The sequence below is a fragment of the Povalibacter sp. genome (genome assembly GCF_036520495.1).
Classification (GTDB): domain Bacteria; phylum Pseudomonadota; class Gammaproteobacteria; order Steroidobacterales; family Steroidobacteraceae; genus Steroidobacter.
Map to the genome: position 1 here is coordinate 91,434 of NZ_DATDJO010000047.1, position 26,954 is coordinate 118,387.

Consider the following 26,954-nt stretch of genomic DNA (forward strand, 5'->3'; position numbering starts at 1 on the left):
TGTTCGCACGCTCAACGGCCCGCCAACGCGTCGACGATATTCAACTGACGCGCCCGCCAGGCCGGCGGCAGCCCGCTTACGAGCGCCAGCAGCATCGCCAGCGCCGCGCCCATCGCCACGACGACAAGTGGCATCTTGAAATCACCGAAGATCGGCTTCAGCGCGGGGAAAACCAGGCCTGCGAGCACCAGCCCCAGTGCCGCTGAAAACAGGCAGAGCAGGAACGCCTCGGTCAGCACCAGGCCCAGTACCTTGCCGTCGGAGAATCCGAAGGTCTTGAGCACTGCGAGCTCCGAAGTCCGCTCGCGCACCGATTGCATCATCGTATTCGCCGTAAGGAACAGCAATGTGAACAGCACGGCGCCCACGATCGAATTGGCGATGAAATTGATGTCGCCGATCTGCTTGAGCTGCATCTGCATCATCGCCGACTCCGTCTGGGTGCGGGTCTCATTGGTGGAGTTCTCGAACATCGCATCGATTTCCTTCGAGATGCGGGTCGCGTTCGTCGGGCTGTCGATGCCGACGATGTAGTAGTGGACTACGCCATTGCCGAAGGCGGCCGCTTCGTCGAAATAGTCGTGATTGAAATAGAACGACGGCATGCCGGCAGAGGGAACCTCGAAAGTGCCGACGATATCGAACTGCCAGGTATTGCTGCCCTGCTTGTCCGTCCAGATCGATGTGCCGATCGGCACGCGATCACCGATCTTCCAGTGATACTGCTGCGCGAGCTTCTCGCCAACGAGTGCGCCCGTGCGCGTGCGCTTCATCGCCTCGAGATACTCGGGCTTGATCGTCAGTTCGCGATACACCTGGAACAGCGCTTCGGCATCGGTCGAGAAGGCGGGAATGACGTTCTTGGATTCCTGGTAATAGCCGCCGAAGTACGTCCAGTGCGATACGGCCCGTACGCCCTGCACGCCCTTGATCCGCGCGGCATATGCATAGGGGAGCCCGTCCGTCATGTTGGTCTTCGCCGAGGTGTACAGGCGATCGACATTCAGGTTCTGGACTGCCTGATTGAAGCCCTGGTTGATTCCCTGCAGCAGTCCGAACAGCAGGAACGCCACGACGATCGACAGCATGGTGAAGATCGTGCGCGCCTTCTTGCGCCACAGCCCGGCCCAGATCAACGGGAAGTACTTCATGCGACGTGCCTGGCTTCTTCGTGGGCGAGCTGACCCTTGTCCAGATGCAATTCGCGCGTCGCATACTCGGCGGCCCGCGGATCGTGCGTCACCATCACGATCGTCTTGCCCTGCGACCGGTTCAACGCCTGCAGCAGATTCATGATTTCCTCGGCGTTCTGGCGATCGAGGTCACCCGTGGGTTCGTCGCACACCAGCAGCGTCGGATCGGCAACGATGGCGCGCGCGATGGCGACGCGCTGTTGCTGACCGCCCGAAAGCTCATTCGGCTTGTGCTTCGCGCGATCAGCCAGTCCGACCAGCTGCAGTGCCGTCTGGGCCCGCTGTCGACGCTGCGCGCGCGACAGATTGGTGAGCAGCAACGGCACTTCGACGTTTGCTTCGGCAGTAAGCACGGGCAGCAGGTTGTAGAACTGAAAAATGAACCCGATATTGCGGGCGCGCCAATCGGAGAGAGCGCCGCGTGACAGCTTGTCGATGCGACTGTCGCCGACGATCACTTCGCCGCTGGTCGGCTGATCGAGGCCGGCGATGAGATTCAGCATCGTCGTCTTGCCCGAGCCGGACGGGCCCATCAGCGCCAGAAACTCCCCCGCCCGGATGTCCAGATCGACGCCATGCAGAACTTCGACCTTCTGCTTGCCGCGAACGTAGCTCTTCGTGACCCGGCGCAGCGAGACGAGTGCAGTCATGAGAAATCCCCTTGCACCTTGCTGTCGTGGCAGGGAGTGTATGACGCGGTGTGCAATCCCGGAATCGCGGGTCGGTGAATTGCAGGAACGCGCCGGTCGGCGCGCATGGCCGCATGCGCCCCGTGGGATTCCCGTTGGTCACAATCGGACATCCGGTCCGGAATGTCGGTCACAGAGCCTGACCGGCTGCGCCTCTCAGGCCAGCACCGCCCGCGCCTCGAGCCTCTGTTCACGAATCGGCAGGTTGATGACGGCCGCCAGCAGTGCCAGCGCAATATCGGCGTACCAGATCCATTCGTACGTGCCCGTCCTTGCCAGCGCGACGCCACCGAGCCACGCACCGAGAAATCCCCCGATCTGATGCGAGACGAGCGTGAGTCCGAACAGGGTCGCGATATAGCGGGTGCCGAACAGCTTGCCGACGAGTCCGGCGGTGGGCGGTACCGTCGCCAGCCACGTGAAACCCAGCGCGCCTGCAAACAGGTACACGTTGAGCGCAGTCTTCGGCATCACCATGTAGATAGCGACGATGAGCGCACGGCTGCCGTAGATGGCGGCCAGCAAGTACTTCATGCGGTAGCGCTGGCCGAGCCAGCCGGCGACCAGGCTGCCGGCAATATTGAAGAGACCGATCAGTGCCAGCGAGTTCGCCGCCACCGATGCGCTCAATCCGCAGATCTGCAGATCGCTCGGCAGGTGCGTCACTAGGAAGGCGATGTGAAAACCGCAAGTGAAGAATCCTGCGTGCAGGTACAGATAGCTCGGATTGCGCATGGCGTCGCGCAACTGTTCGCTGAGGCTGACGTGCGGTACAGCGACGTGCGCGACGGGCGTACCCGGTTCCTGCTTCGAATCGCGCAACAGCCACGTGAGCGGAATCGTCAGTAGAGCCGCCGCCGCGGTAAAGAACATTGCGGTGACCCAACCGGACGCACCGATGACCACCTGCACCAATGGCGCGAACACGAACTGCCCGAACGAACCGCCGGCATTGATGAAGCCCGAGGCAAACGATCGCTTCTCCGGCGGCAGGCGCTGCGCGGCGATGCCGATAAGGATCGAGAAACTACCGGCGGCGGCACCCGCTGCGCCGAGAATGCCCATCGTCACGAGCAGGCCACCACTGCTCGACATGTAGGGAGTGAGAAACGATCCGAGCGCCATCATGAGCGAGCCGGCAATGATGACGCGGACAGCGCCATACTTGTCTGCGATGGCGGCGAAGATCGGTTGCGCGAGACCGAACATGAACTGACCGATGGCCAGTGCAAAACTGAAGGCCACCACCGTGACGCCGACCGACTGCGTGATCGGGAGCAGGAACAGACCTGACGTCTGCCGCACGCCCATGGTGATCATGAGGATTGCGGCAGCGGCCACCGTCAGCACGACGATCTGCGATTGTGAGAGTTTCTGATTCATGGATGGCGCGCGGTGCGGTTCGCAGTGTCGTCCTTTTCGCCTGGACCGTGTAGACACAGCCGCGATAGATTGGATCACTCACAGTCGGCACTGCAAGTGGCTTGCGGCAAGCCTTCTTTGTCCCGGCGTTTCAGATAGGGACCCGAACTGACCATGCGCTTTTCGTCCATTGCACTCATTCGCATCGCCGTCGCCGCGATGTTCATCATTCACGGTGTCGCACGCGTCGTCGCCGACGGTGTGACGCCGTTCGGCACGTTCCTGACCGCCAGAGGCTTTCCCGCAGGCCTTGCCTGGGCCTGGGCCGTCACGATCATCGAGATCGTCGGCGGCATCCTGCTCATCATCGGGCGCTACAGCGCCGCGCTCGCTGCGTACTTCATCGCGCAGACCGCCTTGGGAATCTGGCTCGTCCACTGGTCCGCCGGCTGGTTCGTCGTCGGCATGGGTCGCAACGGCATGGAATACAGCGTGCTGCTGATCGTTTGCCTGACGGCAGTGCTGCTGGGAAAACGCTGAGCGAGCTGTGGGTAGATACACTCTGTCATCGCCCGCACGCAGCAGGGATGATGGCCGCATTCTTGCCAACGACCGTGGAGTCTATCGATGGGTAATGTAAACGGGCTATGGGGATTGATCGTCCTCGTTGCCGACGTCTGGGCGATCGTCAATATCTTTCAGAGCCGCGCGACCACCGGCGTCAAAGTCCTGTGGACCGTCCTCGTCATCCTGCTGCCCGTCCTCGGCTTCATCATCTGGCTCATCGCGGGTCCGAAGACTGCGAAGTAGACAGTTCCGGGAGGCACACAAAGGAGCTTTGTGCTCGTTTGCGCTCTTCTGTGCTCCTTGTGTGCCTCCTGGTTCCCTACGACGTAGCTGCGACAACGCGAACGGCAAGCGCATTGAGCTTACGACGCAGCACTTTCGGTTTGACGATCTCCGCATCGTCGCCGAGCTGGAACAGCACTCGCAGCGCGGCCTCCTCTCGATCGAAATCCAGCGTCACCGGTTTGCGCCCCGGCTTGTCGTCGAGCGCCTCGAGGCGTTCGCGAAACCAGCTGCCATAGGTCGACAACAGGTATTTGCGGCCGCGCGCAGAAACGAGCAGTTCGACTGCATAGTTGTTTGGCGGATTTTTCTCGAAGCGCTCGCACCATGCATGCCAGAACTTGTGCAGGTCGAACTCCGGATCGCGCACGAACGTGCGGCCGGTCCGTTGCAGCGACTGCAGTCGCGACAATCGATAGACACGTATCTCGGGCCTGGCTTGGCCGGGCTTGCGCCGCTGTCCGATCAGATACCAGGTGTCGACCTTCACGACCAACGCGTAGGGCTGGACTTCGTAATCGGCGAGCGTGCCGTCACCACGCTGATAGACGATTGCGATGCTCTCGTCGTTCCACACGCAGGCCCGCAACTCATCCAGAAAAGGCGAAGCCACCGAGGCGCGGAACCATGCCTTGGTGTCGAACAGCATCCGGCCGCGGGCGTGCTGTGCACGCAGCTGATGCATCGAAGGAACCGCGGCAGCAAGCTTGTCGAGCGCCGTGCGCGACGGTGTGGCCAGTTCACTGGTGCCGATGGACGCCGGACTTGCGATCAGCGCCAGTGCTTCGGCCTCGCCAGACGACAATCCCGTGAGATCGGAGGTGTAGCCCTCGATCAGCCGGATGCCGCCGCCACGGCCTGGCTCGCTGTAGACGGGTACGCCCATCGCCGACAACGCATCGATGTCGCGAAAAATGGTTCGCATCGATACATCGAGACGATTGGCCAGCTCGTTCGCCGTCTGGCGACCGCCGCGCTGCAGCGCCATCAACAGTGAGATCAGTCGTTCGGCTCGCATGGCCGTATTGAACTCCCCAAAGATGACAGGGATTGGCAAGGATCGTCAGGATAATACTCGCGAACTCGAATCGATCGGTGGACGGAGGGACGACCATGAATATCACTGCACTGGGGCATGCCGCGATTCGAGTCCGGAATCTGGCATCGAGCGAAGCGTTCTACTCCGGCGTCCTGGGCATGCCGGTGGTCATGCGGTTTCCGGAAGAACAGGAAGTCAGTTTCAAGGTAGGTGCATCGGGCCTGTTCATGGTGCACGCGGTCGGGGCGGACGCTCCCGCTCCCGATTCACGCACGCTCGGCATACATCACATGGCCTTCATCGTGGGCAACACTCCGGCAACGCTCAGCGACGCGGCCCGCCGTCTCGATCAGCATGGCGTTCGCTACCAGCATGTTGCGCACGAGGAGTTCGAATCCCTGTTCTGCCGCGATCCGGACGGACATCTCATCGAACTCTATTACTGGCCGTCGTGGTGAAGGGGTTCTCAGAGGCAGAAGAGGCAGAAAAGAAATCTCCACGGGGATATCTTCTCTGAACTCCGCTCACCGCATGGCCGCGCCCCGGAATGCTGCGTTGTAGTCGGCTACGCTGCGACGGATCACTTCGTGCGCTTCGCTGCGGCTGTAGACATGGGTGATCTCGACGGGATCGGGTGAGCCGGGAGACAGTTTGTAGGTCAGGAAGTAGTGTCGCAGGCGCTCGATCACGGCTGCCGGACATTGCCGGATATCGGTCAGATGGCCGTAGACGGCGTCGTCGCGCATCACGGCGATGACCTTGTCGTCGGCCTGGTTGATATCGATCATCCGCAGGCCGCCGATCGGTATCGCCTGAATCAGTACGTCGCCGCGTGGCAATGACTTTTCCGTCAGCACGCAGATATCGAGCGGATCGCCATCGCCGATGATGCCGACGCGTCCTGTCTTCTCGCTGCAGTACGCTCCGACGCGCTCGGCGCACAGCGTGCGCGGCACGAACCCATACAGAGCCGGGCAGACGTTGGAGAATCGTTGCGGCCGGTCGACCTTCAGCAACCCCGTGGCCTTGTCGACTTCGTACTTGACAGTGTCGGCCGGCACGATCTCGATGAACGACGTGACGACCGACGGTGCGTCCGGACCCGGATCGACGCCGTGCCAGGGATGGGCTCGAAAGGCAGACGGAAAGTGTGTGGGCATGCAGAATGGCCGGGAAGTTGAGCCGGGACGATCTTCCGCCGCGCGTAACGCACACACAAGCACCGGACCATGCAATGACCGATCTCAAGCACGCGATACGCGACGTTCCCGATTTTCCACAGCCTGGCATCGTGTTTCGGGACATCGCACCCCTGCTGCGCCATCACTTCGCGGCTACGATCGATGCGTTGAGCAACCTGCTGACGCCGACGCAGTGGGACCGCATCGACGCCGTCGCCGGCATCGAGTCCCGTGGCTTCATCCTTGCCGCGGCACTGGCTGAAAGGCACGCCAGGGGATTCGTGCCGATTCGCAAGAAGGGCAAGCTGCCGCCGCCGGTCGTGGATCGTGCCTATTCGCTCGAGTACGGCAGCGGCGTTCTCGAAATGCAGCACGGCACCGGCGCCCTGCTGCTCATCGATGACGTGCTCGCCACCGGCGGCACCCTGGGCGCTGCAGCGGAGTTGTCACTCGACGCCGGTTATTCGATCGCCGGGCTCGCCGTACTCATCGATCTGAATCTGGTCGCAGGCTGGCGTTGGCGCGACCGGGAGGTGCTTGCGGTCATCCGGTACTGAGGCAATCGCTTTGGTGCTGCGGCGTCGCGATCCGACAATTCTTTACCGAGTCCACGGCTTCGCTGCGGCCTGTCAGGTCAGATCGGGAACGGACAGAACCCATTTCTTCAGCTCGGTGCCCTCTGTGTACTCTGTGTGAAATCTTATCTTGGTCGCTGAGCCCGCAGTCTCAGCAACTCCACTTCGCCCAGCGGCTGCGGGCTCTTGATGCGCAGGCTCTCGCTCCATTCCCAGGCGAAGTCGCGCTTGATGCGCGAATTGATGAGCGCGACGACGACCATGGTGATGACGGCGCCGAGACTCGCGAGCGCCATGTCCTTGTGTGCGTCCCAGACATCGCCCTGGGTTCCCAAATAGGCGACGCCGAGATCGCCGCCGAAAAATTCGGCCGCACCCCATTCGATCAGCTCGTACAGCATGGAACTCGACATCGTCAGGTCGAGCGGCAGGAAATAACCCCAGAAGCCGCGCACGCCGGCGATGCGCAGGAAGACCTCGCGTACAGGGTAGGCGAGCAACAGGCCGTAACCGAAGTGAACGACGCGGTCGAAGTTGTTGCGCTGCCAGCCGACCAGTTCATTGAAGCCCGATCCGGTCAGCGCCCACCACCAATCGTCATACGGCACTTGCGCATAGGTGTAGTGCGCGCCGATCGTGTGCAGGCACAGGAATACGAAAATCAGCGTGTACGAGGTGCGCGAGAGCGTGAAGCGACGATACGTCGCCGCCAGCAGCCCCACGGCCAGTACGACCAGCACATTCTCGAGCAGCCAGTCCTTGCGATCGGAAGGATCGAAAGCGAGCGGCAGCCAGAGCACTAGCAGCAAACCGGCCAGTGTCAGGACATAGCGGCCATGACTCATCGCGGTGGGACTCTTGTTATTGTCTTCCGACTCATCTTAGCGCGTCGGGCAATTGACCTCGGGAAACAACTGAACGACCTGGAACCCACGGGCGCTATCAGGCGTCTTTTCTGCGGAAGCACTCACAAACCGTTCGATGGGAGTCCGGGGATTTTCCCGAAAGCTCTTCGAGATCGAACAGTCTGAGGTCTTCCGCCGAAGCCCCGCCATCGTGACGGGGCTTCTCTATGTCTGGCTCTTAAAACCCATGACGTTAAAGTGCCGCGCGCTCAGTGTCGCTAATCGGCGAAGGCTGACTATCAGCGACAGGGTGTGCAGACTTTGCAGCCCTTTGTCGTATCGACGTCGCCAGAACGCATCACCTCGGATCGTCAGAATGCCAAAAGTCCTGTTTTTCGCCCTGCTCCTCGCCTGCACCAGCAGCTTTGCCGCGACGCTATACATCTCCGATGAACTGACCGTGCCGCTGCGCCGCGGTCCGACGAATGGTCATCGCATCGTCAATGCGGCGCTGCCCAGCGGCATGGCGCTCGAGGTGCTCGGCGAGGACAAAGCCGCCGGCTTCACGCAGGTGCGCACCCCCAATGGCACCGATGGCTGGGTTCCGACGCAGTACCTGACCACCCAACCCGCGGCCCGCGACCTGCTCGTCGCCGCCAACAAGCGCGTCGAGGCTCTCGAGGCGCAGCTCAAGTCGACTCGCGACGATGCCAAGGAAACGCGCAGTGCACAGTCACAAGCCCAGAGTCGCAATAGCGAACTCGACAAGCAGACGAAGCAGCTGCAGTCGGAACTCGCCGAACTGCGCCGCGTGTCCGCCACGTCGATCACCCAGTACGAAGAGAACAAGACGCTCAAGGTCGAGAATCAGCGGCTGAACGCACAGGTGTCCGAGCTGGGCAGCAAGGTGTCCCAGCTACAGCGCGGCACGCAGTTCAAATTCCTGCTGGGTGGTGGCGCACTGGTGCTGCTCGGCCTCGCGTTCGGCGCGTGGATCAAGTCGCGCCCGAAACGCAGCACTTGGGCGTAGCGGTGGGCTGCTGAGCGTAGTCCAGTGGGATTTTCTTCCGGCCAGACTGCCGGGCTCCCGGCCAGAGCAAGACCTGGCCAGAGTAAGGAATAACGTTCACACCGGTTCTGGCCCGCAGCCCAGCGCCCAGCAGTCCAGAGCCCTCCATCGCGCAGCTGCTACGCCATTGCGAGCTGCGCCACCTCACCCGACGACGCGCCACTTCGTTGCACGCTCGGCGCGCGTGATTCCCACCGCCGCCACACCCGACGCAGGTGATGCGCCGAGCTGAATCCCGAGCGCTCGGCGACGCGTTCGATGTCGAGACTGCTGTTGCTCAGCAGGTCGCGGGCCAGCGCCACCCGCATGCGCTGCACGTAGTCGAGCGGCGAACAGGCCGCATGTTCTGCGAAGAGCCGCGCGAGATTGCGCTCGCTCATGCACGCGACGGCGGCGAGCCTGGGCGCTGACCACTCCGCCGCAGGGTTCTTCGTGACCGCGTCCTGCACGCGATGCACTGCGGGATGGATGTGATTGCGATGCATCAGCCACGGTGAGAGCTGGGGATCCGATCCCGAACGCCGCATATACACCACCAGTTTGCGCGCCACCGTTGCCGCCACCTGGTGCCCGAGGTGCTGGCCGATCATGTGCAGCGCCAGATCCGTGCCTGCAGTGACGCCCGCGCTGGTGAGTATCCGGCCGTCTTCGACAAAGATGCGATTGCCATGCACGACCGCCGTGGGCTCGATCGCCGCAAGTTCGTCGAGATGCTCGTGATGCGTCGTGCACTCGCGGCCACGCAACACGCCCGCCTTCGCCGCGATGACACTGCCGGCGCAGACGCACATGATGGTGACCAACGCATCCTCGCGCACCGCTGTCAGCCACTGCACCAGTCGCCGGATCGGCTCCCTATCGAAGTGCACTTCATTGCCAGTGATGCCCGTGACCACGACGATGGCATTCGACGGCACCTGACGCGGCAGCGGCGGCAACTGGTGCAGCTCGAGTCCGACGCCCGTCAGCAGGCTGGGGGTCGGCGCGACGAACTGCAGGTCGTACGTCCCCGGCACCAGCTGGTTCGCGATGCGAAAGGCCTCGGCGGCGCCGGCAACATCCAGCAGCACCAGATCCGGCAGCATCGCGAACAGAACGGGTCTCATGGACTCACGGCCTCCGCTTTGACGACCTCGGCAAACCGGCCGGCCAGGACCAGCCCGGTGCGCTCGCGAATGTCGTCGGCACTGAAAGTACGGCCCGATTCCGACACCATCGGGAAGGTCAGTGTCGCATCCAGCGCATAGGTAACGGAATAGCCGAGATCCGACGCATGCCGGGTGGTCGTCTCGCAGCACTGCTCCGTGCGGATGCCGGTAACGACCAGCCGCTCGATACCGCGACGACGCAGCCAGTAGTCGAGGCTTTGACCCTGCACGCTGCTGCCGAACATGGCCGAATGCACGGATTTGTAGAAGACCTCGTCAGGGGTGATGACCAGGCCAGGCAGGGTATCGACGAAGCCGGAATGCCGGGAAAACACTCCCGCGGGACCATCCTGTTCCTCGACGTGGAAAACCTGCAGCACGGGCGAACCGGACGCGGCGAACCGATCGACCAGCCCCTGCAATCGCTGCAGGAATGCCGGCAGTTCCCGGTCGGTCCAGTAGGGGCGATGCAGGAAGGATTGCTGGACATCGACGACGATCAGGGCGGATTTCATGGGCGTCACCTGCGACTTGGATGACGCGATCCTCCGCCCGCCGCCGCTTGGTCACAAGTCCGTTCAAGCCCGGCAGCGGTCAAAAACGGACAAGCCTTGCGGGAGAAGGGAATCGGCAGATTCCAAGGCCAGTCGCCCGCTTCTAGCGGGGAGTGAATTCGGAACGAACACTGGCGTCCCAATCGTCGAAGAAATCGACGATGCCGGTTTCGAGGGAGTACTCGGCGCCGACGACGCGCAGGCCGCCGTGCTCGATCAGTTCCTCGATCGTCTGCGAGCCGTGACGCAGGTGCGCGGCGGACGCGCGGATGTTGGCGCGCACGGCGTGATACGTCAGCGCCCGCATGTCGTGTCTCAGTTCCGTCGCCATGAGTTCCTCCACGGACGGACGCACCCGATCGACGATGGAGCGCAGATTCTGCGAGCGGCCGCTGGTGGGACGCTCCAGTTCTTCCAGCGTCGCCTGGATCGCACCGCACATGGAGTGACCGAGGACCACGACCAGTCGTGTGTCATAGCGCTCGACCGCGAACTCGACGCTGCCGATTTGCGAAGGCGCAACGATGTTGCCGGCGACACGGATCACGAACAGGTCGCCGAGACCCTGATCGAACACCATCTCGGCGGGTACGCGCGAATCCGAGCAGCCGAGGATGATCGCGAACGGCTGCTGCGCCATCGCCACTTCCCGGCGACGCGTCTGACTCGGCATGGTTTGGGTGCTCCAGTCTTCGGAGACGAAGCGGCGATTGCCATCGCGCAGACGATCGAGTGCCTCTTGGGCCGAAATCATGAGAACCATCTCCTCTGCAGCCAACGAGGCGCCGGCGCCGGATCATACGCGAGCCCGGCTGCCCTGCAGAAGTCGCATGTACGGCGTCTGGCAGCCTGCCGTTACAATCGCGCCCCCGATCCTGCGAAAAAAAACCCCATGAATATTCGGCGTATCGAAGGCGGCAGCCGCATGAGTCAGGCAGTCGTCTACAACGGCATCGTCTGGCTGGCCGGACAGGTTGCCTCGGACACCAACGACACGAGCGTGGCGGGACAAACGCAGCAGGCCCTCGCCGAGATCGATCGCCTGCTGGCGCAGACAGGCACGAACAAGACGAATCTGCTATCCGCCTCGATCTGGCTGGCCGATATCGACACGTTCGATGAAATGAATGCCGTCTGGGATGCGTGGATCGCCCCCGGAGCGACGCCCGCTCGCGCAACGGTGGAAGCGCGCCTCGCGGGACCGGAGTATCTGGTCGAAATTGCCGTCGTAGCGGCGGTGCCCTGAGAAATCAGGGCATGAGCGGCGCCAGACTGGCAGTACTAGAACAACTCGCCACCTTGCGCCTTCAACATCTGCGCCCGCACCAGTGGAATCGGCGGTCCGCCGAACGACAGGAACTCGTCGTGGAATTGTTTGAGCGACTTGCCCGGATTTTCCGCCTGCCAGTCGCTGCGTAACTTGCGGATCATCAACTTGCCCATCGTGTAGTTGAGATACGCCGGATCGTAGGTGCCGCGCGCCGCCTGCTGCCGCGCATTGCCGACATCCTGGTACGCCTTGTCGCGAAACATCTGTTCGCACTCCGCAACCTTCATGCCTTGCGTGTGCAGGCCAATGGCACACACGTAACGAACATTGCGCAGCAATGCATTGAGCAGCTGACCGATGTGGCGCTCGGGATTGTCAGTCGCCAGTCCCTGCTCGACCATCATTTCTTCGGTGTAATGCGCCCAGCCTTCGGCGAACGCATAGCCGACCATCAACTGGCCGAAACGCCACGGCGAACGATTCGAATGCAGGAACTGCAGGAAGTGACCGGGCCACACTTCATGCACGGACGTGAATAAAAGACTCGCTTCACCGGGGATGTAGGCGAGCTGCTCGGCCTTGGTCCACGTCGGATCGGGCGGCGCGATGTAGTACACCGACGGCATGTTCTTTTCGTACGGGCCGGGAATATTGATGTATGCGGAGTTCTGGGCGTTGTAGGCAGGCGCTGCTTCGACCTTCGCTTCTTCGGTGCCCGGTATGGAAACGATGTCGTGATCGACGACGTACTGACGCAGTCCGGTCAGCTGCTCGCGTGCTGCGGCGACGGGGCCGTCTTTCGGCTTGTCGGCTTCCTGCTTCGCCACACATTGAGCGATCGTGCCCTTCGGCAGGTACGCCTTGCAGGCTTCGGTCAGCGCTGCCAGATTCCGCTCGAGATCGGCCTGCCCGATCGCTGCCAGCCGATCGAGCGACGTCGTCACGCCTTCCGTCATTTTCACCATGGCAGCGAAACGCTCTGCACCGAGCACGTAGTCCTCCGTGGCCTGCGCACGCTGCGACTCGACCCACTGGCTCGTTGCCATCATGGCCTGCGCGGCCGGTTCCAGCACGGCCTTGAGTTCCGCCTGCAGCGCATCGTCCTTCACGTCGGCAAACGCCAGCGGTACATCGTTGCGATAGAAATCCGCGAATCCCTTGAATCCCCGCCAGCCATATTCGACGAAGGTGCGCGGCATCGGCGTCTGCAGATTGGCGCGGATCTGGCTCAACGCCGTCGGGATCGACTTTGCATAGCGAATGAAGGCACGCAAACGCACGTCGGCGGGCGCATAAGGCACCGTGAGGTACGTAGCGGGATCGAGTCCATGATCGAAATAGTAGGAGACGTTCGTGAATGGCTGACGTGCGTCGCGCCGCCAGAAGATATCCTTGTCGAGCGTTGCGATCAGGTAGTCACGCTGAAAACGTTGCTCCTCGGACAGCGAGGCATCGCTGAATTCCGCTGCCTCGGCCCGCATTTTCTCCAGCGACTCGAGTTCCTTGCGCAGCCCCTCGGCACTCCAGTCCGGCAGCTGGCCATCGAACTCGTGACGACCGGCCATGACGGCGAATGGTGGATTGAGAACGAAGGACTGTTCGATGACGCGATCGACGAAGGTCGCCCAGGCAGCCTGCCCTGCCGCCTTCATGGCGGACTCATTGTCTGCCGGCGGCGGCGACCGGTCGCAGGCAGCGAGACCAGTCAATGCCAGTACCGCGACGGACAGCGGCAGCAGGATGCGAAGGAATGCTCGTGCCATTGGATGCGACTCCCGGACGGTGGAAGCCGCATCATACTCACGGAGTGGTCGCGAAAGCAGCTGAGTCCGCTCGTCGCGGTGATTGGCTCCCCCGCCGCAGCGAGGGAGCCAACGACACGAACCTCAGAAATCCAGTCGCAGCGACAAACCGTAGGTGCGAGGCATGTTGGTCAGGTATCCGACGCGCGCGCTGCGACCACGCTCGCGGTCGAGCGCGAGATAGGCACGCTCATCCCACAGGTTATTGACGAACGCCGCCAGTTCCCACTGGTCCTTGCGTACGCCGAAGCGCAGATTGCCCAGGTCATAGGACGGCAACTCACTCGCAAACGTAATCGTTGACACGTCCGGATCGCCGTACGGAATCAAGCGCGCCGACCCGGGGAACGCTGCCTGATCGGTGGCAATCACCCCGAAGTTCGCGGTGTTGTCGGCGAACTGGGAGAACGAGGAGCCAACGTACTGCAGCGTCAGGTTGGCGAAACCTCGCAGGTCGTTACTGAAGTCGACGGAGTATCCGAGGCTGGCGACCGCCTGGAACTCCGGTGCCGTGGGCAATCGCTTGCCATCCTCCAGCCCGCCCACGACCACGGTCTCGCCGCCGCTCGTGGACGAGACAGTCGATTTCAGTTCCGCATTCACCCACGTTGCTGCGACACCAAAGTCCCAGTTGTCTGAAGGTCGCGCAAACAGCTCCGCTTCAACGCCGATGCTGCGTGCCTTCGGTACGTTGAACACGATACGCGACGAGCACGTGCCCGCGTCCGTCGTTGCCTGCAGATCTTCGATGTCGCTGTAGAACGCCGCGACGTTGAACGTGACGCGGCGATCGGCGAATTGCATCTTCGCGCCCAGCTCATAGTTCCATACGGTCTCATCATCGAACGTTTGCTGATTGCCGAAGATCAGCACGTCCTCCGGTGAACACAGCGGCAGGTTGATGGGATCGTTGATGCCGCCGAGGCGGAAGCCGCGCGAGACCTGCGCCGTGAGCTGCACGTCGTCGGTCGGATTGAAGGCGAGAATGGCGCGCGGCGAGAAGCCATCCGAACTCGTCGAACCCGGCAGATCTTCCGTCACGTCAGCAAACGCACCGCCGAAATTGAGAATGCGGTCCTCATCGAAATCGTAATAGCGCACACCGCCAGTCAGCGCCCACTGATCGCTGAAATGCCAGGTGGCTTCTCCAAACAGCGCCAACTGCTTGAATTTGTAATCGAGCCCCGAGAAGAACGGCGAATCCGTCACGGCGTTCAACGACGCATTGTCGGTGCCCGTGGCGGCATCCCAGCCTGGCGTTGGCAGGTACTGCGAGTAGTCGCGATCGACGTCCTGATAGAACGCGCCCACCAACCAGTCGAACGGACCCGCAGAGGTGGAGGCCAGCCGCAGCTCCTGGCTGAACGCCTTGAGATCCGTCGTGTCGACCAGCGCCGAGCTGAGTCTCACGATATCCGGAAATTCGATGTCGAAGCTGACGCTCCCGGTCAGCGTGGTCGCGTCGCGAGTGACAACGACTTTGCGATCGGTATAGGAACTGACCGAAGTCAGTGCGACGTTGCCGAACCCGAACTCCAGCTTGAGATCAGCCAGCGTGAACTCATCCTCGAGCCCTTCTTCGAGCTGGATGTACTGCTGCCGATCGCCGATGTTCACTCGCGGCTGAGTGGTCGTGTACGGATTCGCCAGGATGTTGAAGTCGTCGATGCGCGGGAAGCCATCGGTGTCCAGCTTCTGATACACGATGCGGGGTGTGATCGAGATGTTCTCGTTCGGCTGAATCGTCAGCGCGATGCGTCCGCCAGTCTTGCTGCCCGTGTCGACATCGTCATCCACGACCTGATCGTCGAGGCCTTTCACATCGATAAAGCCCGGCAGCTCGTTGTAGTAACCGACGATACGCAGCGCGGCAATCTCACCCAGGGGCAGATTGATCGCGCCCTTCACCGCGCCACCGAAACTCGTATCGGAGCCATCGAGTGCCGAGAGCTCCACCGCGCCGCCGAATTCGCCCAGCTTGGGTTGCGCAGTGATATAGCGCAGCGTGCCGGAGAGAGAACCCGCGCCAAACAGCGTGCCCTGCGGGCCGCGCAATACTTCGAAGCGTGCAAGGTCGAAGAAATCGAGATCCGGCGTGAACAACGCGATCGAGATCGGCGATTCATCGAGATAGATACCCACCTGCTCTTTCACGCCCGGCTGGTCGCGAATGACCTGCCCCGCACTGATCCCGCGGATGGCTACCTGGCTCTGTCCGGGGCCGAGATCGGCGATGGCAAGACTGGCGAAGTTGCGCGCGAGATCGACAACGTTGGTCGCCCCTGAACTGCGTATCTGCTGTTCGCTCGCCGCTGCGACGGAGAACGGTACATCCTGAAGTGCAGTTTCGCGCTTCTGCGCGGTGACGATGATCTCGTCGATGATGCTGCCTTCCTGAGCGCCGGCAGCGAATGAAATCGCCGGCGCCAGCATTGCTACAATCAAGCCACTTTGCTTCTTCATGTAGACAACCCCCTCTTTTGACCCTGTTTTGTTATCGATGGTAATGATCAGAAATTGGCTCGTATCTCGCTTGCATGCTCACCCAATCGTTCGTGTTGTTGACCCTCAGAATTTCACCGCAGCCCTGGCATGAAAGAAACGGCCGGGGATCGGGTAAATCGTTCCGTCCATGTTCGCAAGGTCGCACGTCCGGCACACGTCCGGCTCTTCGTCGGTGAGGTTCTGTACACCGACCGCAAATTCGGTGCGCTCCCCGAGGAAATCCGGCGCCCAGGCGACACGCAGGTCCGCGTAGACTTTCTCGCCCAGTTCATTTCCAGCGGCTCCGTCGCTGCAGAAATCTTCGAGGCCGTCGGGGCAGCTCTCATCGAGCGCGCTGATATAGCGAAGGGTGAGCGAGGTTACGAAATCCCCCAGTAGCCAGTCGGTGATCAGACTCGACTTGTAGCGGACAAATCCACGCGTGGGCGAGCCGAGCTCGGTTCCGGTGCGGTCGGTTTCGATGTCGCCGTCCGGACCCGGAGTGAACTCTTTGAAGCTGTTGAGGTAGGTGTTCGCCCACTGAAAGCGCAGAGATCCGAATCCAAACTCCGCAGTGTTGAGCGTCACGGTCCAGTCGAACCCGTCCGTCTCGATCCGGCCGATGTTGGTGAGCTGATTCGCGAACGCGATGATGGCGCCGCCGGCTCCCCGGTCAATGCCGCCGCAGAACAGCGGGTCGAGCGTTGCGACGCAGTTGTTCAACTGGTCCTGCGCGTTCAACGCCGCAATGGCGTCATCGAGTTTGATGTTGTAGTAGTTGATGTCGATGGTGAATTCCTCGAGCCAGGAGGAATTTCGGGCCCATGCCGGACTGTACGCCAGGCCCAGCGTGTAGGTATCGGAAGTCTCGGGCTGCAGATCCGCATTGCCGCCCGTCTGTACGCTGATCTGCTGATTGAGCTGCTGGAACGTACCGGGAACGCCGAGCGCAGTGCAGTTCGCTCGCGTCTGCGGGTCCGCATTGTCGCTGTCGCACGGATCCGAAATGTTGGAATCGAATCGCGATCCGCTGTTGAACAGCTCGCCGATGTTTGGAGCGCGAAATCCCTCCGCATACCTGGCGCGCACCGACAGATCCGGCAGCGGCCGCCAGTAGAGCCCGCCGCTGAGTACCTCGTCGCGGCCGATACCATCGTAATCGGACGAGCGTACCGCCGCGGACAGCTCCAGATGATCGATCGCCGGCAGATCGCTCAGAAGCGGCGCGCGCAGCTCCAGATAGAGTTCCTTGACCTTGGTCTCGCCATCGGTGGGAGAAGCTGGCACGTCTGCGGTCTCGCCGGCCGCCACCGTCGCATCGGGCGTGAAGGAACCAGTTTCCTTGCGGTACTCGAAGCCCAACGCGTAGGCAAACGCGCCAGCGGGCAGGTCGAAGATTTCGCCGGAGAGATTCGCTGCGACGTCGTTCAGTTCCTGCTCGCTCTGGTCATTCTGGACGAAGGTCGTAAACGCGAGCATCTCGGGCGTGATGCTGCCTTGTCCGTCCGCTCCCTGACCGCCAAAGACATTGAAGGGCACGCAACCCTGCACCGCCGCACATGCCGCCGGATCGCCCAATGCGAGCGCCAGCTTGCGCGCATTGAAGATATTCCGGCCCTTCTGCGAGGCGTTGTTGCGGCCCCAGTTCAGGCTCACGTCCCAGAACATAGGGCGCTGGCCCAGCTGAAACTCGCCATCGAGCGCACCCGAGACGATCCACGTGTCGACGCGCTGCTCGAAGATGCGCGGGCCCGCCTCGACCGGACGGCGCCCGATGGTGATCAGATTGTCTGTGCCGTCGAGATCGATGCCGAACGGATTGAACGGCTGATTCGCCGGAATCAAGATGTTGTCGAGATAGAACCCCGAGCCTGCATCCGAGCCCATGAAGATCGGATTCGGAGCGGCCTGATTGCTCGACTCGCGGTTCGTGAACGACGCGGTCAACGTGAATTTCACGTCCTCGGCGAGCGCGTAGTCCGCCTTGCCGAACACATTCACACGCCGGTTCGGCGTGACCAGATAGTTGTACGGCTGGAAGTTGAAACGGTCCGCATTGCCGAAAGCGTGGAAGTCACCACTCGCCGGATCGTTGGGATCGTAGTTCGGCCGAGTCACGCCGTCATTGAGCACACCATCGTTGAGCGTCACATCGACGACGTCGGGCTCGCCATCGCCGTCCACATCCCCGCGGGGATCGAAAAAAATGTACCGGCCCTGCGGGGTGCCGCCGCTGCCGCTGGTGACAGGCGGGGCGCCGGGCTCGGGAACGGACGACAGCTTGCGGTCGCCAGCGAACACTGCGTCCTGACGCGTGTATGCCACCGTCAGAAAACCACCCGCGCGCTCGCCGCGCGAGCCCAGCGTCAGGCTGTAATCCTGGGAATAGCCGTCACCCTCGTCGTACTGGCCTTGGTTGGTCTCGAGTTCGAAACCCTCCTCGGGCGCGCGGGTAATGACGTTCACGACGCCCGCGATGGCGTCGGACCCGTAGATGGCGGACGCTCCGTCCTGCAGAACTTCGATACGGTCGATCGCGGCCATCGGAATGGTGTTGAGATCTACCGAACCCGACACGCCGCTTCCGGATGAGCCGCGTACCCAGCGCCTGCCATCCACGAGCACAAGCACACGCTTGGCGCCCAGGTAACGAAGATCGATCTCGCTGGCACCTGCACCGATACCGCCGCCGTCAGGCGGGAATCCCAGATTGCCGCTGGCGTTGTTGGTGCGGTTGATCGCCGAGCCGGAAATCGGCAGGCGCTGCAGATAGTCCGCCACCGAGACTTCGCCGGTGCGCTCGATATCAGCAGCGCTCGCAGTTTGTACCGGAGCCGTTCGCTCCACGGGGTTCTGACGGATTCGCGAACCGGTGACGACGATTTCCTCGACGGGACCGGACTCAGCCGCATGTATACATGTGGCCGGAATAACACAGACGGCGGTCAGCAGGGCGCGACGGTTTTTTGCGATCAGATTCCCGAGAGTCGACATGTCCATGATGTGTCCTCCCCATTAATTGGCGCGGACGCTATCACTTTGAGTGCACGCCGCCACTACGCTCAAATACTTCATGCACTGCACAAACGGACGGCCACGCTCGAATGTTGTTCTCGCACTACAAACAAACCCGGCAACCAACCAGCGTCATGGATTCGACTTCAGTCGAACAAGCCGTCCGCTGAAGCCGGATCACCGGGCCACAGCAGGGCAGCGCGCAACGCGCTTTTCTGCCGCCAACTGTCGATGCTGTGCTTTTAGAACAGCGATGCGAAGAGCGACCGGTACGCGCCAGGAGTCAGCAGCGCAACGAACACCAGGCCTGCGACCGCCCCGCCCAGGTGCGCATCGTGATTGATGCGTCCGTGCGGATGCTTCGAGGCGTAGTACGTGTAGGCCAGGTAGCCGACAGCAAAGAGCGGCGCCGGGATCGGTACGGGGATCGGGATGATGAACAGCGACTGGTCGGGGAAGTACATGATCGACGCGAACAGCACAGCGGAAATGGCGCCCGATGCGCCGAGACACTGGTACTCCGGATTGTTGCGATGGCTGAACCACGTGCCCGCATGACTCACCAGCAATCCGAAGGCATAGAGGACGACGAACCAGAACGTGCCGATGTAACGCTCCAGCGGGAACGCGAAGAAGTAGAACGTCATCATGTTGAAGATCAGATGCATGAGATCGGCATGCACCAGCGCACTCGTCACCACCGTCGCGTATTGATGGCGGCGCAGGAACCAGTAAGGGCGAAACAATGACCAGTCGAGCAGTCGCGGCGACTGATACAGCGCCAGGAGACTGATTGCGATCGTCGCAAAGAAAATGAGGGTCGCTGCGGGACTGCCGATGAAACTCATGGGGATGAATATTTCCGAAACTTCATGTTGATTGTCGAAGAATAACTTCGATACTGCCCGTCACGACAAGTTGCGGTCTGGAAATCCGCGCTGTCCCGTCGGTCGAATGTCTGTGGTCTGACCATGAACCATCTGCATTCCATGTCTTCCGTCCTGCCCCGGCTGCTGGTGCTGGCAACTTTCGTCGCAGCAGCCGTCTACACCCACACACGGGGTGGGTCCGCCACCGCATCGGTCGCCAGATCACGGATCACTCGACCTTCATGGCGCCCTGCAACGCACTGATGTACCTGTTCTCCGCCGTTCCGGCGCGACCTTTCCCGGCTCCCAAGGACTTTCCCGAACTCGGTCCGCTCAGCCAGAACTGGCGCACGATCCGGGATGAAGGCCTGCGCCTGTTCGACATGGCTACATCCGCTCGGCAGCGAGATACAACGATCTGGGATTCAATTCCTTCTTCAAGAGCGGCTGGAAGCGCTTCTACCTGAAGTGGTACGACGACTTCCTGCCATCGGCGCGCGGCCTGTGTCCATGCACGACCGAATGCTATCGAGGATACCCAACGTGCAGGCGGCGACGTTTGCGCTGTTGCCGCCCGGCGCCAGACTGCCTTCGCATCGCGACCCGTTCGCGGGTTCACTGCGCTATCAGCGGGGCCTGCGCACACCGAACAGCGACCGATGCCACATCTTCGTCGACGGCGAGCTGTGCTACTGGAAGGACGACGAAGCGGTGCTGTTCGATGAAACGTACATTCATCGCGCCGAGAACCAGACCGACGTGCAGAGGCTGATCCTGTTCTGCGATGTCGAACGGCCGCTCTCGAATCCGATCGCCCGCGCGCTCAATCACTGGATCGGTCAGCGGCTGGCACGTGGGGCCGGGAATCAGAACCTGCCGGGAGAGAAAGTCGGCAGCCTCAACAGGGGATTTCAGTACGCCTATCAGTTCCGGCTTCTGACCAAGCGCGTCAAGGCCTGGAATCGCAGCGTGTATTACGCGCTCAAATGGGCCCTGCTCGGTACGCTCGCGTTCTTTCTGTTTCTTCGGCCGCTATTGGCAACCGGCTTGTGGCAGTAGGCCAGAAGCCGGCGCTGGGCCCGTGCCTTTCGGTCAATCCCCCAGGAGCTGCACTGCATCGATTTCGTTCCACCCCGGCACCGCATTGGTTGCGAGCGTGATGCGCGCGCCCTTGATCTTGTCCGTCGTCTTGTCGAACGACCGATCGAACCAGCCGATGGTGCCTGGCGCATACGCCTGGTCATCCACACCCTGCCAGACTGTCTGCTTCGAGCCGCGCTCGGCGATCAGCTCGACCTTGATGATCGCGCCCGGGTTGTAGTTCTGGCGAATGCGGATCTGTGTCGCCTGCACCGGCCTCCCGAAGGTTACTTCCAGCCATTCGATACCTTTGTCCGGGGTCGCAGTCGCCCATGAGTTGCCGTTATCGGAATATTTTTCGACGTTAGGCACGCCCGTCGCTGCGAACGGTGTGTAGCTCGACTGCGAGTCGGGCGCTTTATCACCATACGTCGAACTGCCAGTGGCGCCGACGGCGAACTGACCACGCGCATCGGACACGATCTCCTCCTCGGCCAGGGCCGCCTCGATGGCCGCGGCGCGCTCGTCATTGACCGGCGAAGCTGCGTCCGCCACCGGGGCAGCCGGCGGTGCGCTCGTCGTGGCAGGTGCGGCAGGTGCGGCAACGACAGGTTCAGGCGCGCTTGCAGGTGCCACGGGCTCCTGCTGTTTACTGCATCCGACCATTGCCACAGCGGCCGCCAGTGCCGCGATCATCCATCTCGAACTGAAATTCATGGTCACTCCGGGTACGGGTTGAAGCTTCCGGCTCATGCCAGACGGGAGGCGCAACCTCGCACCGCGAGTGTTTCAGGACAATGGCTCCGACGACTCACATCCTGCGAACGATGAACTCGGTTCGCCGCGGGAACTGCCGCTGGTGACAGCCCGTTGCGGACTCATGCGACCGTAGCTGAACCCGTCAGTCCGTCTTGCGGCGACCGCGAGTGCGGCGGCGATCGGGCAGGTTGGTCAGGCGTGTGGCCGCGCCGAAATCATCGAGGCGTCGCGATTCGCCGCGCCGATCCCTGAACTTCAGATATCGACATTCACACGCCTGCGACATCGTGCAACCGGGCAACGGCAAGGTGGGCGCCTCACGGACAAGAAAACGATGCTCACTGAATTTCCTCGCCATTTCGCAGGCGCTGACGCCGCGGTAAATGGCGATGGCCTGAAACGGCAGGACGGCCGGCTGCGCGCGCGGCGGTGCTTTGGCCTTGTTCAGTCGCGCAAGCAAGGTGGAGAGCAGTGACGGACGCCGCTTGGACATTGGGGACCCTTCTATGTTCTTTGCGGCGCTTATGACGAGGCTCTGCAAAGAGCCGCAATTGCCCGCCCGGGCGTGAAACCATCGATCGTCGCACCCAACTCGGGGGGGCATCGATCACGTCATTTTGTTTGTTGCTCGAACCTGTGGCGAGGTTGCCGCCGCCGTCAGCCGGCGCGTTTGAGCGTGTGCTCGAGCTCTGCGATGGCGCAAACGATGTGATAGAACGAACTCGCCGGTGCGGGTTCCTCGACGAACGTGCCATCGGGATTCATCTTGTCCCGCCACAGGCCCCGCATCGGAGTGTCGAGGTATTTCAACAGGCCGCGGGCGGCAGCGGCGGCCATCGTCCAGTACTCCGGCTGTCGGGTCGTCTCAGCGGCGATGCATGCGGCCTTGATGCGTTCAGTCTGCGGCCACAGGCGCGCCAGCGGATCGCGCACACTACCGTCGGTCAGCAACGATGTGATCGCAACGCCGCGCCGCTCATCCACGCCCAGCCGTTCGCCGAACTGAATCATGCGCAGTGCAGGTTCTCTCGCGCGCGCTTCGCCGGTCCTCTCGACCCATCGCAGCAACAGCCAGCCCCACTCGAACTGATGACCCGGTTCGACGATGCGCCCCACGTCGCCCGCTGCCGGCTGCCATGCGCCATCGAAGAACTCGCGCAGCAAGCCTGTAACCGGGTCGATGAAGTGCATCAGCGCCAGCTCGACGATCTCCTGTGCGGTTGCCTGCCAGCGGGCGTCGTGATCGAGGTCCATCCAGGCGAGGCAGGCTTCCAACAGGTGCATGTGCGAGTTGGATGTCAGCGGCAGCACGCGAGGATTGGCCTCCTCGAAGCCGCCCGCAGGATGCTGAAGCTGAGCACGCAATTGCTCGTGCAGATCGCGGGCGGACTCCCGCAACGCCTCGTCGTCCAGCGTGTCGTAGGCAGCGGCAAGACCGACCAGTGCAAACGCCTGGTCGTACAGAATCGCGTGATCGTCCATCAGGCTGCCATCGGCCGCGACCAGCGTGCGGAACAATCCATCCGGGCGACGATAGTGGGCGAGATAGAAATCCAGCGCATGCTGCACGGCCTTCTCATTCGGGCCATTCCAGCCGAGTTCGTCGGCAATATCGTAAGCGTACATCTGCCGCGGATGCAGACGGGCGCGCCGCGGTTCGCCGGTTGCCGTGCCATCCATCCGCAGGCGCTCATGAAATCCGCCGCGCTCGTGATCCGCGCCATTCGCCCACCACACGGCATAGGCACTTTCGAGCAGCCAGCGCTTCAGTGATTCGCACAATTCAGAGGCTTCGAGCAGCGCAGATGGCATCGGCAGAGACTCCGTCACAGCAAAACAGGCTGCATTCTACAGACCACGCACTCGCATACCGCTGTCGCAATCCGGTTACATAAGCCACAGGCGCGCCGCACCTCGCACGCCCGACGAATCGCCCCAGCGCGCGGGAAGGATTTTCGCCTCCCAGGCATCCGAAAAAACGTACGGGCGTATCGCTGCAGGCAGACGTTCGTAGAGCTCCGCGACATTGGACATGCCGCCGCCGAGCACGAACGTGTCGGGATCGAGCGCATTCACCAGCGCGGCCATGCCCCGACCGAGGCGACTGACGTAGCGATCGAATGCCGCGGCGGCCAGCGCATCGCCGGCGCGTGCAGCTCGAATGATCGATTCACCATCCAGGGTGCTGCCGCCGGCACTCGCATGATCACGCTGCAGTCCGCTGCCGGAGACCCAGGTCTCGAGGCAACCGCGCAAACCACACCAGCATTGCGTCGCGTCGAACTCTTCACGCGTCGGCCATGGCAGCGGCATGTGTCCCCATTCGCCGCCGATGCCATTGGCGCCTTCGATCAGGTGCCCGTTGACGACCACCCCGCCGCCACACCCCGTGCCGAGAATGATGGCAAACGCGACTCGCGAACCCACGGCTGCGCCATCGACGACCTCCGACAACGCCAGGCAATTGGCATCGTTCGCCAGACGCACTTCGCGATTCATGGCCAGGGCGAGGTCTTCGCGAAAACGTCGTCCGTTGAGATAAGTCGAGTTTGCGTTGCGCATGACGCCAGTACGCGGCGAGATCGATCCGGGCGAGCCGACGCCGACGGTGCCGCGACCGCCGGCCTGCGATTCGACATCCGTGACCAGATCGCAGACCGCACGGATCGCAGCGTCATAGTTTCCGGGATTGGGTGCGCGCACACGGGCGAGAAAATCTCCGTTTGCATCGAGCGCCGCGGCTTCGATCTTGGTGCCGCCGAAGTCGACGCCAATCTGGATCAGCTTCGCACCGTCCCCTGCGGCGCCGAGCGCCGCCTGAACTTCGCTGGATGTGGAAACGCTCGACATGGGCGGCAAGGCTACTGAGGCCATTAATCAAAGTAAATTCGGGCCAGCGCCGCCGATGGAGATGGCTTGTGCGGTGATTCGCCAGATTGCATCGCTGGCACGAAGGACGTACTTTGCCGGGCGATGACTTTCGCTTCCATTCCTGCGCTCAACGCCGATTCCCACCTCGCATTGTTCCTCGATGTGGACGGGACATTGATCGAGATTGCCGCGACACCCCATTCGGTGATCGTTCCCGACGAACTCAAGACTCTGCTGCGCAGCCTGTCCACCCGGCTGGGCGGCGGAATCGCGCTGGTCAGCGGACGCAGCATCCCCATCCTCGATGCGTTGTTCGCACCACTGCAACTGACTGCGGCAGGCATTCACGGCTGCGAACGGCGTACGGCCGCTGGCCGCCTGATCCATCCGACCATCGATATGGACCGCTTCGCCGCCGCGCGTCGCGAGCTTGCTGCATGGAGCAGGGTGCATGCCGGCACTCTGCTGGAGGACAAGACCTACGCCCTCGCCCTTCACTACCGCCTGGCGCCGCAGCTGGAATCAGCGGCACTTGCCGAGGCGCAGCGCGCTCTCGAAGCACTGCAAGGCACGCACGAATTGCAACCCGGCAAGTTTGTGTTCGAACTGCGCCCCGTCGGCTACTCCAAAGGACGTGCGATCGAAGCATTCATGGCGGAAGAGCCGTTTCGCGGACGCATGCCACTCTTCATCGGCGATGACGTCACCGATGAGGATGGCTTCTCGGTCGTCAATCGCCTCGGCGGAATTTCCATTCGTGTCGGCGATCCCTCCGCCACCCTGGCGACGTATCGTCTCGCCGATGTCGTTGCCGTGCACGAGTGGCTCGCAAAGCTGTAGGTATCAGCCCGCTCTTCACGCGAATACAGGAAGCGTCAGTCGGCACGCCGTGATGACGCCTGTCGCACACACCCGAATGTCACACCGCCGCACTCGTCGGATTCGATCTGCACGCGGAGCGGAACCCCCGGGCGGAACTCATGAGCGGCTTCCGATTGCTCTGCTGCCCGTAGAGCGAGCCGCGCATGCCAGCGGTCGCCGCGGATGAAGAACCCGACGAAGTAATGCGCACAACGTCAGGACGGTTGCGGCCGGCCGGGTCATCGGCGCAAGATTTCCGCCCTTTGCGACTTTGAGGAATGCCAACGATGTGTGACAACGACTCGTTCGACGACATGGTCGAGTATCAATTGCGCAGCAACGAGTTGTCGCGCCGCCGATTCGGCGCCATCGCCATGGGTACCAGCCTCACCGCGATGTTGCCGTCGCTCGCGGGTGCTGCCGTCGCTTTGAAAGAAACGGAGGTCGAGATCAAGACGCCGGATGGCGTGTGCGACGCCCATTTCGTGCATCCTGCTGAAGGCAAACACCCCGCTGTTCTCGTCTGGCCGGACATCTTCGGCCTGCGTCCCGCGTTCCGTGAGATGGGCAAGCGGCTCGCCGAATCCGGGTACGCCGTGCTGACGGTCAATCCTTTCTACCGGACCAAGAAGGCGCCAACGGCGCCGGAGAAGGCCGACTTCAACGATCCAGCAACGCGCGCGGCTCTCATGGGGCTCGCCGGAGCGCTGAACGCCACGACCGCAGTGACCGATGCCACGGCGTTCGTCACCTGGCTCGACGCGCAAACGGCAGTCGACAAGAAGAAGAAAATCGGCACGACCGGCTACTGCATGGGTGGACCGCTCACGATGCGCACCGCGGCCGCGTTGCCGAACCGCATCGGCGCCGGCGCATCGTTCCACGGTGGCGGCCTGGTCACCGACAAACCCGACAGCCCGCACCTGCTCGTCCCCAGGATGACGGCCCACTACCTGTTCGCGATCGCCAGGAACGACGACGAGAAGGAGCCGAACGCCAAGGACGTGCTGCGCGAAACATTTGCCAAGGCGAAGTTGCCCGCAGAGATCGAGGTGTATCCGGCAATCCACGGCTGGTGCCCGCCGGATTCGCGCGTCTATGACGAAGCGCAGGCGGAAAAAGCGTGGGGTCGCCTGCTGGCTCTGTTCAAGACGACGCTGGTATGACCCGTCCGGCCAGCGGAGCCGAAAGGACATCGCTTCACTGACCGGAGAGATCGCGGCGCTGGATCTGTCCGGCTAAAGCCGGACCCACAATCAACCGCCAACCGGACCCACATTTCCCGTGGGTCCGGCTTTAGCCCAATGGCGCTTACTTAAGGCTCTTTCAGCCTCTTATTGTGGGTTCGACTTTAGTCGAACATCTGAATTCTTCGGATGTCCGGTTGAAGCCGGACCCACAAATGACGAGAGGAGTGCGGCTTCCGGCTTTAAGTAAGT

25 protein-coding genes and 1 pseudogene are annotated in these 26,954 nt (G+C 62.2%); 9 read left to right on the forward strand and 17 right to left on the reverse strand.

The window, feature by feature from the left end; translation table 11 throughout:
* Positions 1-11: 11 nt before the first annotated feature.
* The 3 genes from VIZ63_RS17350 to VIZ63_RS17360 form a co-directional block, all read right to left on the reverse strand.
* Entirely contained in the window at positions 12-1,151 is a 1,140-nt protein-coding gene (locus tag VIZ63_RS17350; RefSeq protein WP_331610945.1) for an ABC transporter permease, read from the reverse strand.
* Positions 1,148-1,843, reverse strand: coding sequence for an ABC transporter ATP-binding protein (locus VIZ63_RS17355; protein WP_331610946.1), 696 nt, complete (start codon positions 1,841-1,843; stop codon positions 1,148-1,150). The genes VIZ63_RS17350 and VIZ63_RS17355 overlap by 4 nt, the downstream gene beginning before the upstream one ends.
* Positions 1,844-2,038: 195 nt before the next feature.
* Positions 2,039-3,265 carry an MFS transporter gene (locus VIZ63_RS17360; RefSeq protein ID WP_331610947.1) on the reverse strand — a complete coding sequence of 409 codons (1,227 nt, stop codon included), beginning with the start codon at positions 3,263-3,265 and terminating at the stop codon, positions 2,039-2,041.
* 153 nt (positions 3,266-3,418) lie between these two features.
* Between VIZ63_RS17360 and VIZ63_RS17365 the strand changes: the two genes are divergently transcribed.
* Together VIZ63_RS17365 and VIZ63_RS17370 are read left to right on the forward strand one after the other, a co-directional pair.
* The gene (locus VIZ63_RS17365) at positions 3,419-3,784 is read left to right on the forward strand and encodes a DoxX family protein (RefSeq protein ID WP_331610948.1); all 366 of its coding nucleotides are present in this window, start codon (positions 3,419-3,421) and stop codon (positions 3,782-3,784) included.
* Between the two features lie 87 nt (positions 3,785-3,871).
* Positions 3,872-4,054: a PLD nuclease N-terminal domain-containing protein gene (locus VIZ63_RS17370; protein WP_331610949.1), complete on the forward strand. Its 183-nt coding sequence runs from the start codon at positions 3,872-3,874 to the stop codon at positions 4,052-4,054.
* Positions 4,055-4,130: 76 nt separating this feature from the next.
* On the opposite strand, the gene VIZ63_RS17375 is transcribed toward VIZ63_RS17370, so the two are convergent.
* Complete coding sequence (locus VIZ63_RS17375; protein WP_331610950.1) at positions 4,131-5,111, reverse strand: YafY family protein; 981 nt, start codon at positions 5,109-5,111, stop codon at positions 4,131-4,133.
* A 95-nt stretch (positions 5,112-5,206) separates the two neighbouring features.
* Here VIZ63_RS17375 and VIZ63_RS17380 point away from each other — a divergent pair, with 95 nt between their 5' ends.
* Positions 5,207-5,590: a VOC family protein gene (locus VIZ63_RS17380; RefSeq protein WP_331610951.1), complete on the forward strand. Its 384-nt coding sequence runs from the start codon at positions 5,207-5,209 to the stop codon at positions 5,588-5,590.
* 66 nt (positions 5,591-5,656) lie between these two features.
* Here the strand turns inward: VIZ63_RS17380 and VIZ63_RS17385 are convergent, their stop codons facing one another.
* Positions 5,657-6,292, reverse strand: coding sequence for an inorganic pyrophosphatase (locus tag VIZ63_RS17385; RefSeq protein ID WP_331610952.1), 636 nt, complete (start codon positions 6,290-6,292; stop codon positions 5,657-5,659).
* A 74-nt stretch (positions 6,293-6,366) separates the two neighbouring features.
* Here VIZ63_RS17385 and VIZ63_RS17390 point away from each other — a divergent pair, with 74 nt between their 5' ends.
* Positions 6,367-6,870: an adenine phosphoribosyltransferase gene (locus VIZ63_RS17390; RefSeq protein WP_331610953.1), complete on the forward strand. Its 504-nt coding sequence runs from the start codon at positions 6,367-6,369 to the stop codon at positions 6,868-6,870.
* A 143-nt stretch (positions 6,871-7,013) separates the two neighbouring features.
* Here the strand turns inward: VIZ63_RS17390 and VIZ63_RS17395 are convergent, their stop codons facing one another.
* Positions 7,014-7,733, reverse strand: a complete 720-nt coding sequence (locus VIZ63_RS17395; RefSeq protein WP_331610954.1) for a DUF2238 domain-containing protein — start codon at positions 7,731-7,733, stop codon at positions 7,014-7,016.
* A 376-nt stretch (positions 7,734-8,109) separates the two neighbouring features.
* Between VIZ63_RS17395 and VIZ63_RS17400 the strand changes: the two genes are divergently transcribed.
* A complete protein-coding gene (locus tag VIZ63_RS17400; protein ID WP_331610955.1) occupies positions 8,110-8,763 on the forward strand; it encodes a TIGR04211 family SH3 domain-containing protein in 654 nt (217 codons plus the stop codon).
* Positions 8,764-8,921: 158 nt separating this feature from the next.
* On the opposite strand, the gene VIZ63_RS17405 is transcribed toward VIZ63_RS17400, so the two are convergent.
* The 3 genes from VIZ63_RS17405 to VIZ63_RS17415 all read right to left on the reverse strand — a co-directional run bounded on the left by VIZ63_RS17405 (position 8,922) and on the right by VIZ63_RS17415 (position 11,258).
* The gene (locus VIZ63_RS17405) at positions 8,922-9,908 is read right to left on the reverse strand and encodes a GlxA family transcriptional regulator (protein ID WP_331610956.1); all 987 of its coding nucleotides are present in this window, start codon (positions 9,906-9,908) and stop codon (positions 8,922-8,924) included.
* A complete protein-coding gene (locus tag VIZ63_RS17410) occupies positions 9,905-10,465 on the reverse strand; it encodes an isochorismatase family protein (RefSeq protein WP_331610957.1) in 561 nt (186 codons plus the stop codon). Before VIZ63_RS17410 ends, VIZ63_RS17405 begins: the two co-directional genes overlap by 4 nt.
* Before the next feature lie 142 nt (positions 10,466-10,607).
* Positions 10,608-11,258, reverse strand: a complete 651-nt coding sequence (locus tag VIZ63_RS17415; protein WP_331610958.1) for a carbonic anhydrase — start codon at positions 11,256-11,258, stop codon at positions 10,608-10,610.
* A 138-nt stretch (positions 11,259-11,396) separates the two neighbouring features.
* Here VIZ63_RS17415 and VIZ63_RS17420 point away from each other — a divergent pair, with 138 nt between their 5' ends.
* Positions 11,397-11,750, forward strand: coding sequence for a RidA family protein (locus VIZ63_RS17420; RefSeq protein ID WP_331610959.1), 354 nt, complete (start codon positions 11,397-11,399; stop codon positions 11,748-11,750).
* A gap of 35 nt (positions 11,751-11,785) precedes the next feature.
* On the opposite strand, the gene VIZ63_RS17425 is transcribed toward VIZ63_RS17420, so the two are convergent.
* The 4 genes from VIZ63_RS17425 to VIZ63_RS17440 form a co-directional block, all read right to left on the reverse strand.
* Complete coding sequence (locus VIZ63_RS17425; protein ID WP_331610960.1) at positions 11,786-13,537, reverse strand: DUF885 domain-containing protein; 1,752 nt, start codon at positions 13,535-13,537, stop codon at positions 11,786-11,788.
* Between the two features lie 123 nt (positions 13,538-13,660).
* Positions 13,661-16,039 (reverse strand): TonB-dependent receptor, encoded by a 2,379-nt coding sequence (locus tag VIZ63_RS17430; RefSeq protein ID WP_331610961.1) that lies wholly within the window; start codon positions 16,037-16,039, stop codon positions 13,661-13,663.
* Between the two features lie 105 nt (positions 16,040-16,144).
* Positions 16,145-19,060, reverse strand: coding sequence for a TonB-dependent receptor plug domain-containing protein (locus VIZ63_RS17435; RefSeq protein ID WP_331610962.1), 2,916 nt, complete (start codon positions 19,058-19,060; stop codon positions 16,145-16,147).
* Between the two features lie 257 nt (positions 19,061-19,317).
* Positions 19,318-19,923: a rhomboid family intramembrane serine protease gene (locus VIZ63_RS17440; protein ID WP_331610963.1), complete on the reverse strand. Its 606-nt coding sequence runs from the start codon at positions 19,921-19,923 to the stop codon at positions 19,318-19,320.
* A gap of 141 nt (positions 19,924-20,064) precedes the next feature.
* Between VIZ63_RS17440 and VIZ63_RS25450 the strand changes: the two are divergent.
* Positions 20,065-21,003 (forward strand): annotated as a pseudogene (locus VIZ63_RS25450) (aspartyl/asparaginyl beta-hydroxylase domain-containing protein).
* 33 nt (positions 21,004-21,036) lie between these two features.
* Here the strand turns inward: VIZ63_RS25450 and VIZ63_RS17450 are convergent.
* The 4 genes from VIZ63_RS17450 to VIZ63_RS17465 all read right to left on the reverse strand — a co-directional run bounded on the left by VIZ63_RS17450 (position 21,037) and on the right by VIZ63_RS17465 (position 24,567).
* A complete protein-coding gene (locus VIZ63_RS17450) occupies positions 21,037-21,741 on the reverse strand; it encodes a hypothetical protein (protein WP_331610965.1) in 705 nt (234 codons plus the stop codon).
* A gap of 184 nt (positions 21,742-21,925) precedes the next feature.
* Positions 21,926-22,276 (reverse strand): hypothetical protein, encoded by a 351-nt coding sequence (locus VIZ63_RS17455; protein ID WP_331610967.1) that lies wholly within the window; start codon positions 22,274-22,276, stop codon positions 21,926-21,928.
* Between the two features lie 164 nt (positions 22,277-22,440).
* Positions 22,441-23,595, reverse strand: a complete 1,155-nt coding sequence (locus VIZ63_RS17460; protein ID WP_331610968.1) for an AGE family epimerase/isomerase — start codon at positions 23,593-23,595, stop codon at positions 22,441-22,443.
* 75 nt (positions 23,596-23,670) lie between these two features.
* Positions 23,671-24,567 carry an ROK family protein gene (locus VIZ63_RS17465; protein WP_349261214.1) on the reverse strand — a complete coding sequence of 299 codons (897 nt, stop codon included), beginning with the start codon at positions 24,565-24,567 and terminating at the stop codon, positions 23,671-23,673.
* Between the two features lie 189 nt (positions 24,568-24,756).
* On the opposite strand from VIZ63_RS17465, the gene otsB reads away from it, so the two are divergent.
* Entirely contained in the window at positions 24,757-25,494 is a 738-nt protein-coding gene (otsB, locus tag VIZ63_RS17470; protein WP_331610970.1) for a trehalose-phosphatase, read from the forward strand.
* Between the two features lie 308 nt (positions 25,495-25,802).
* Entirely contained in the window at positions 25,803-26,681 is an 879-nt protein-coding gene (locus tag VIZ63_RS17475) for a dienelactone hydrolase family protein (protein WP_331610971.1), read from the forward strand.
* The last annotated feature ends 273 nt before the right edge of the window (positions 26,682-26,954 follow it).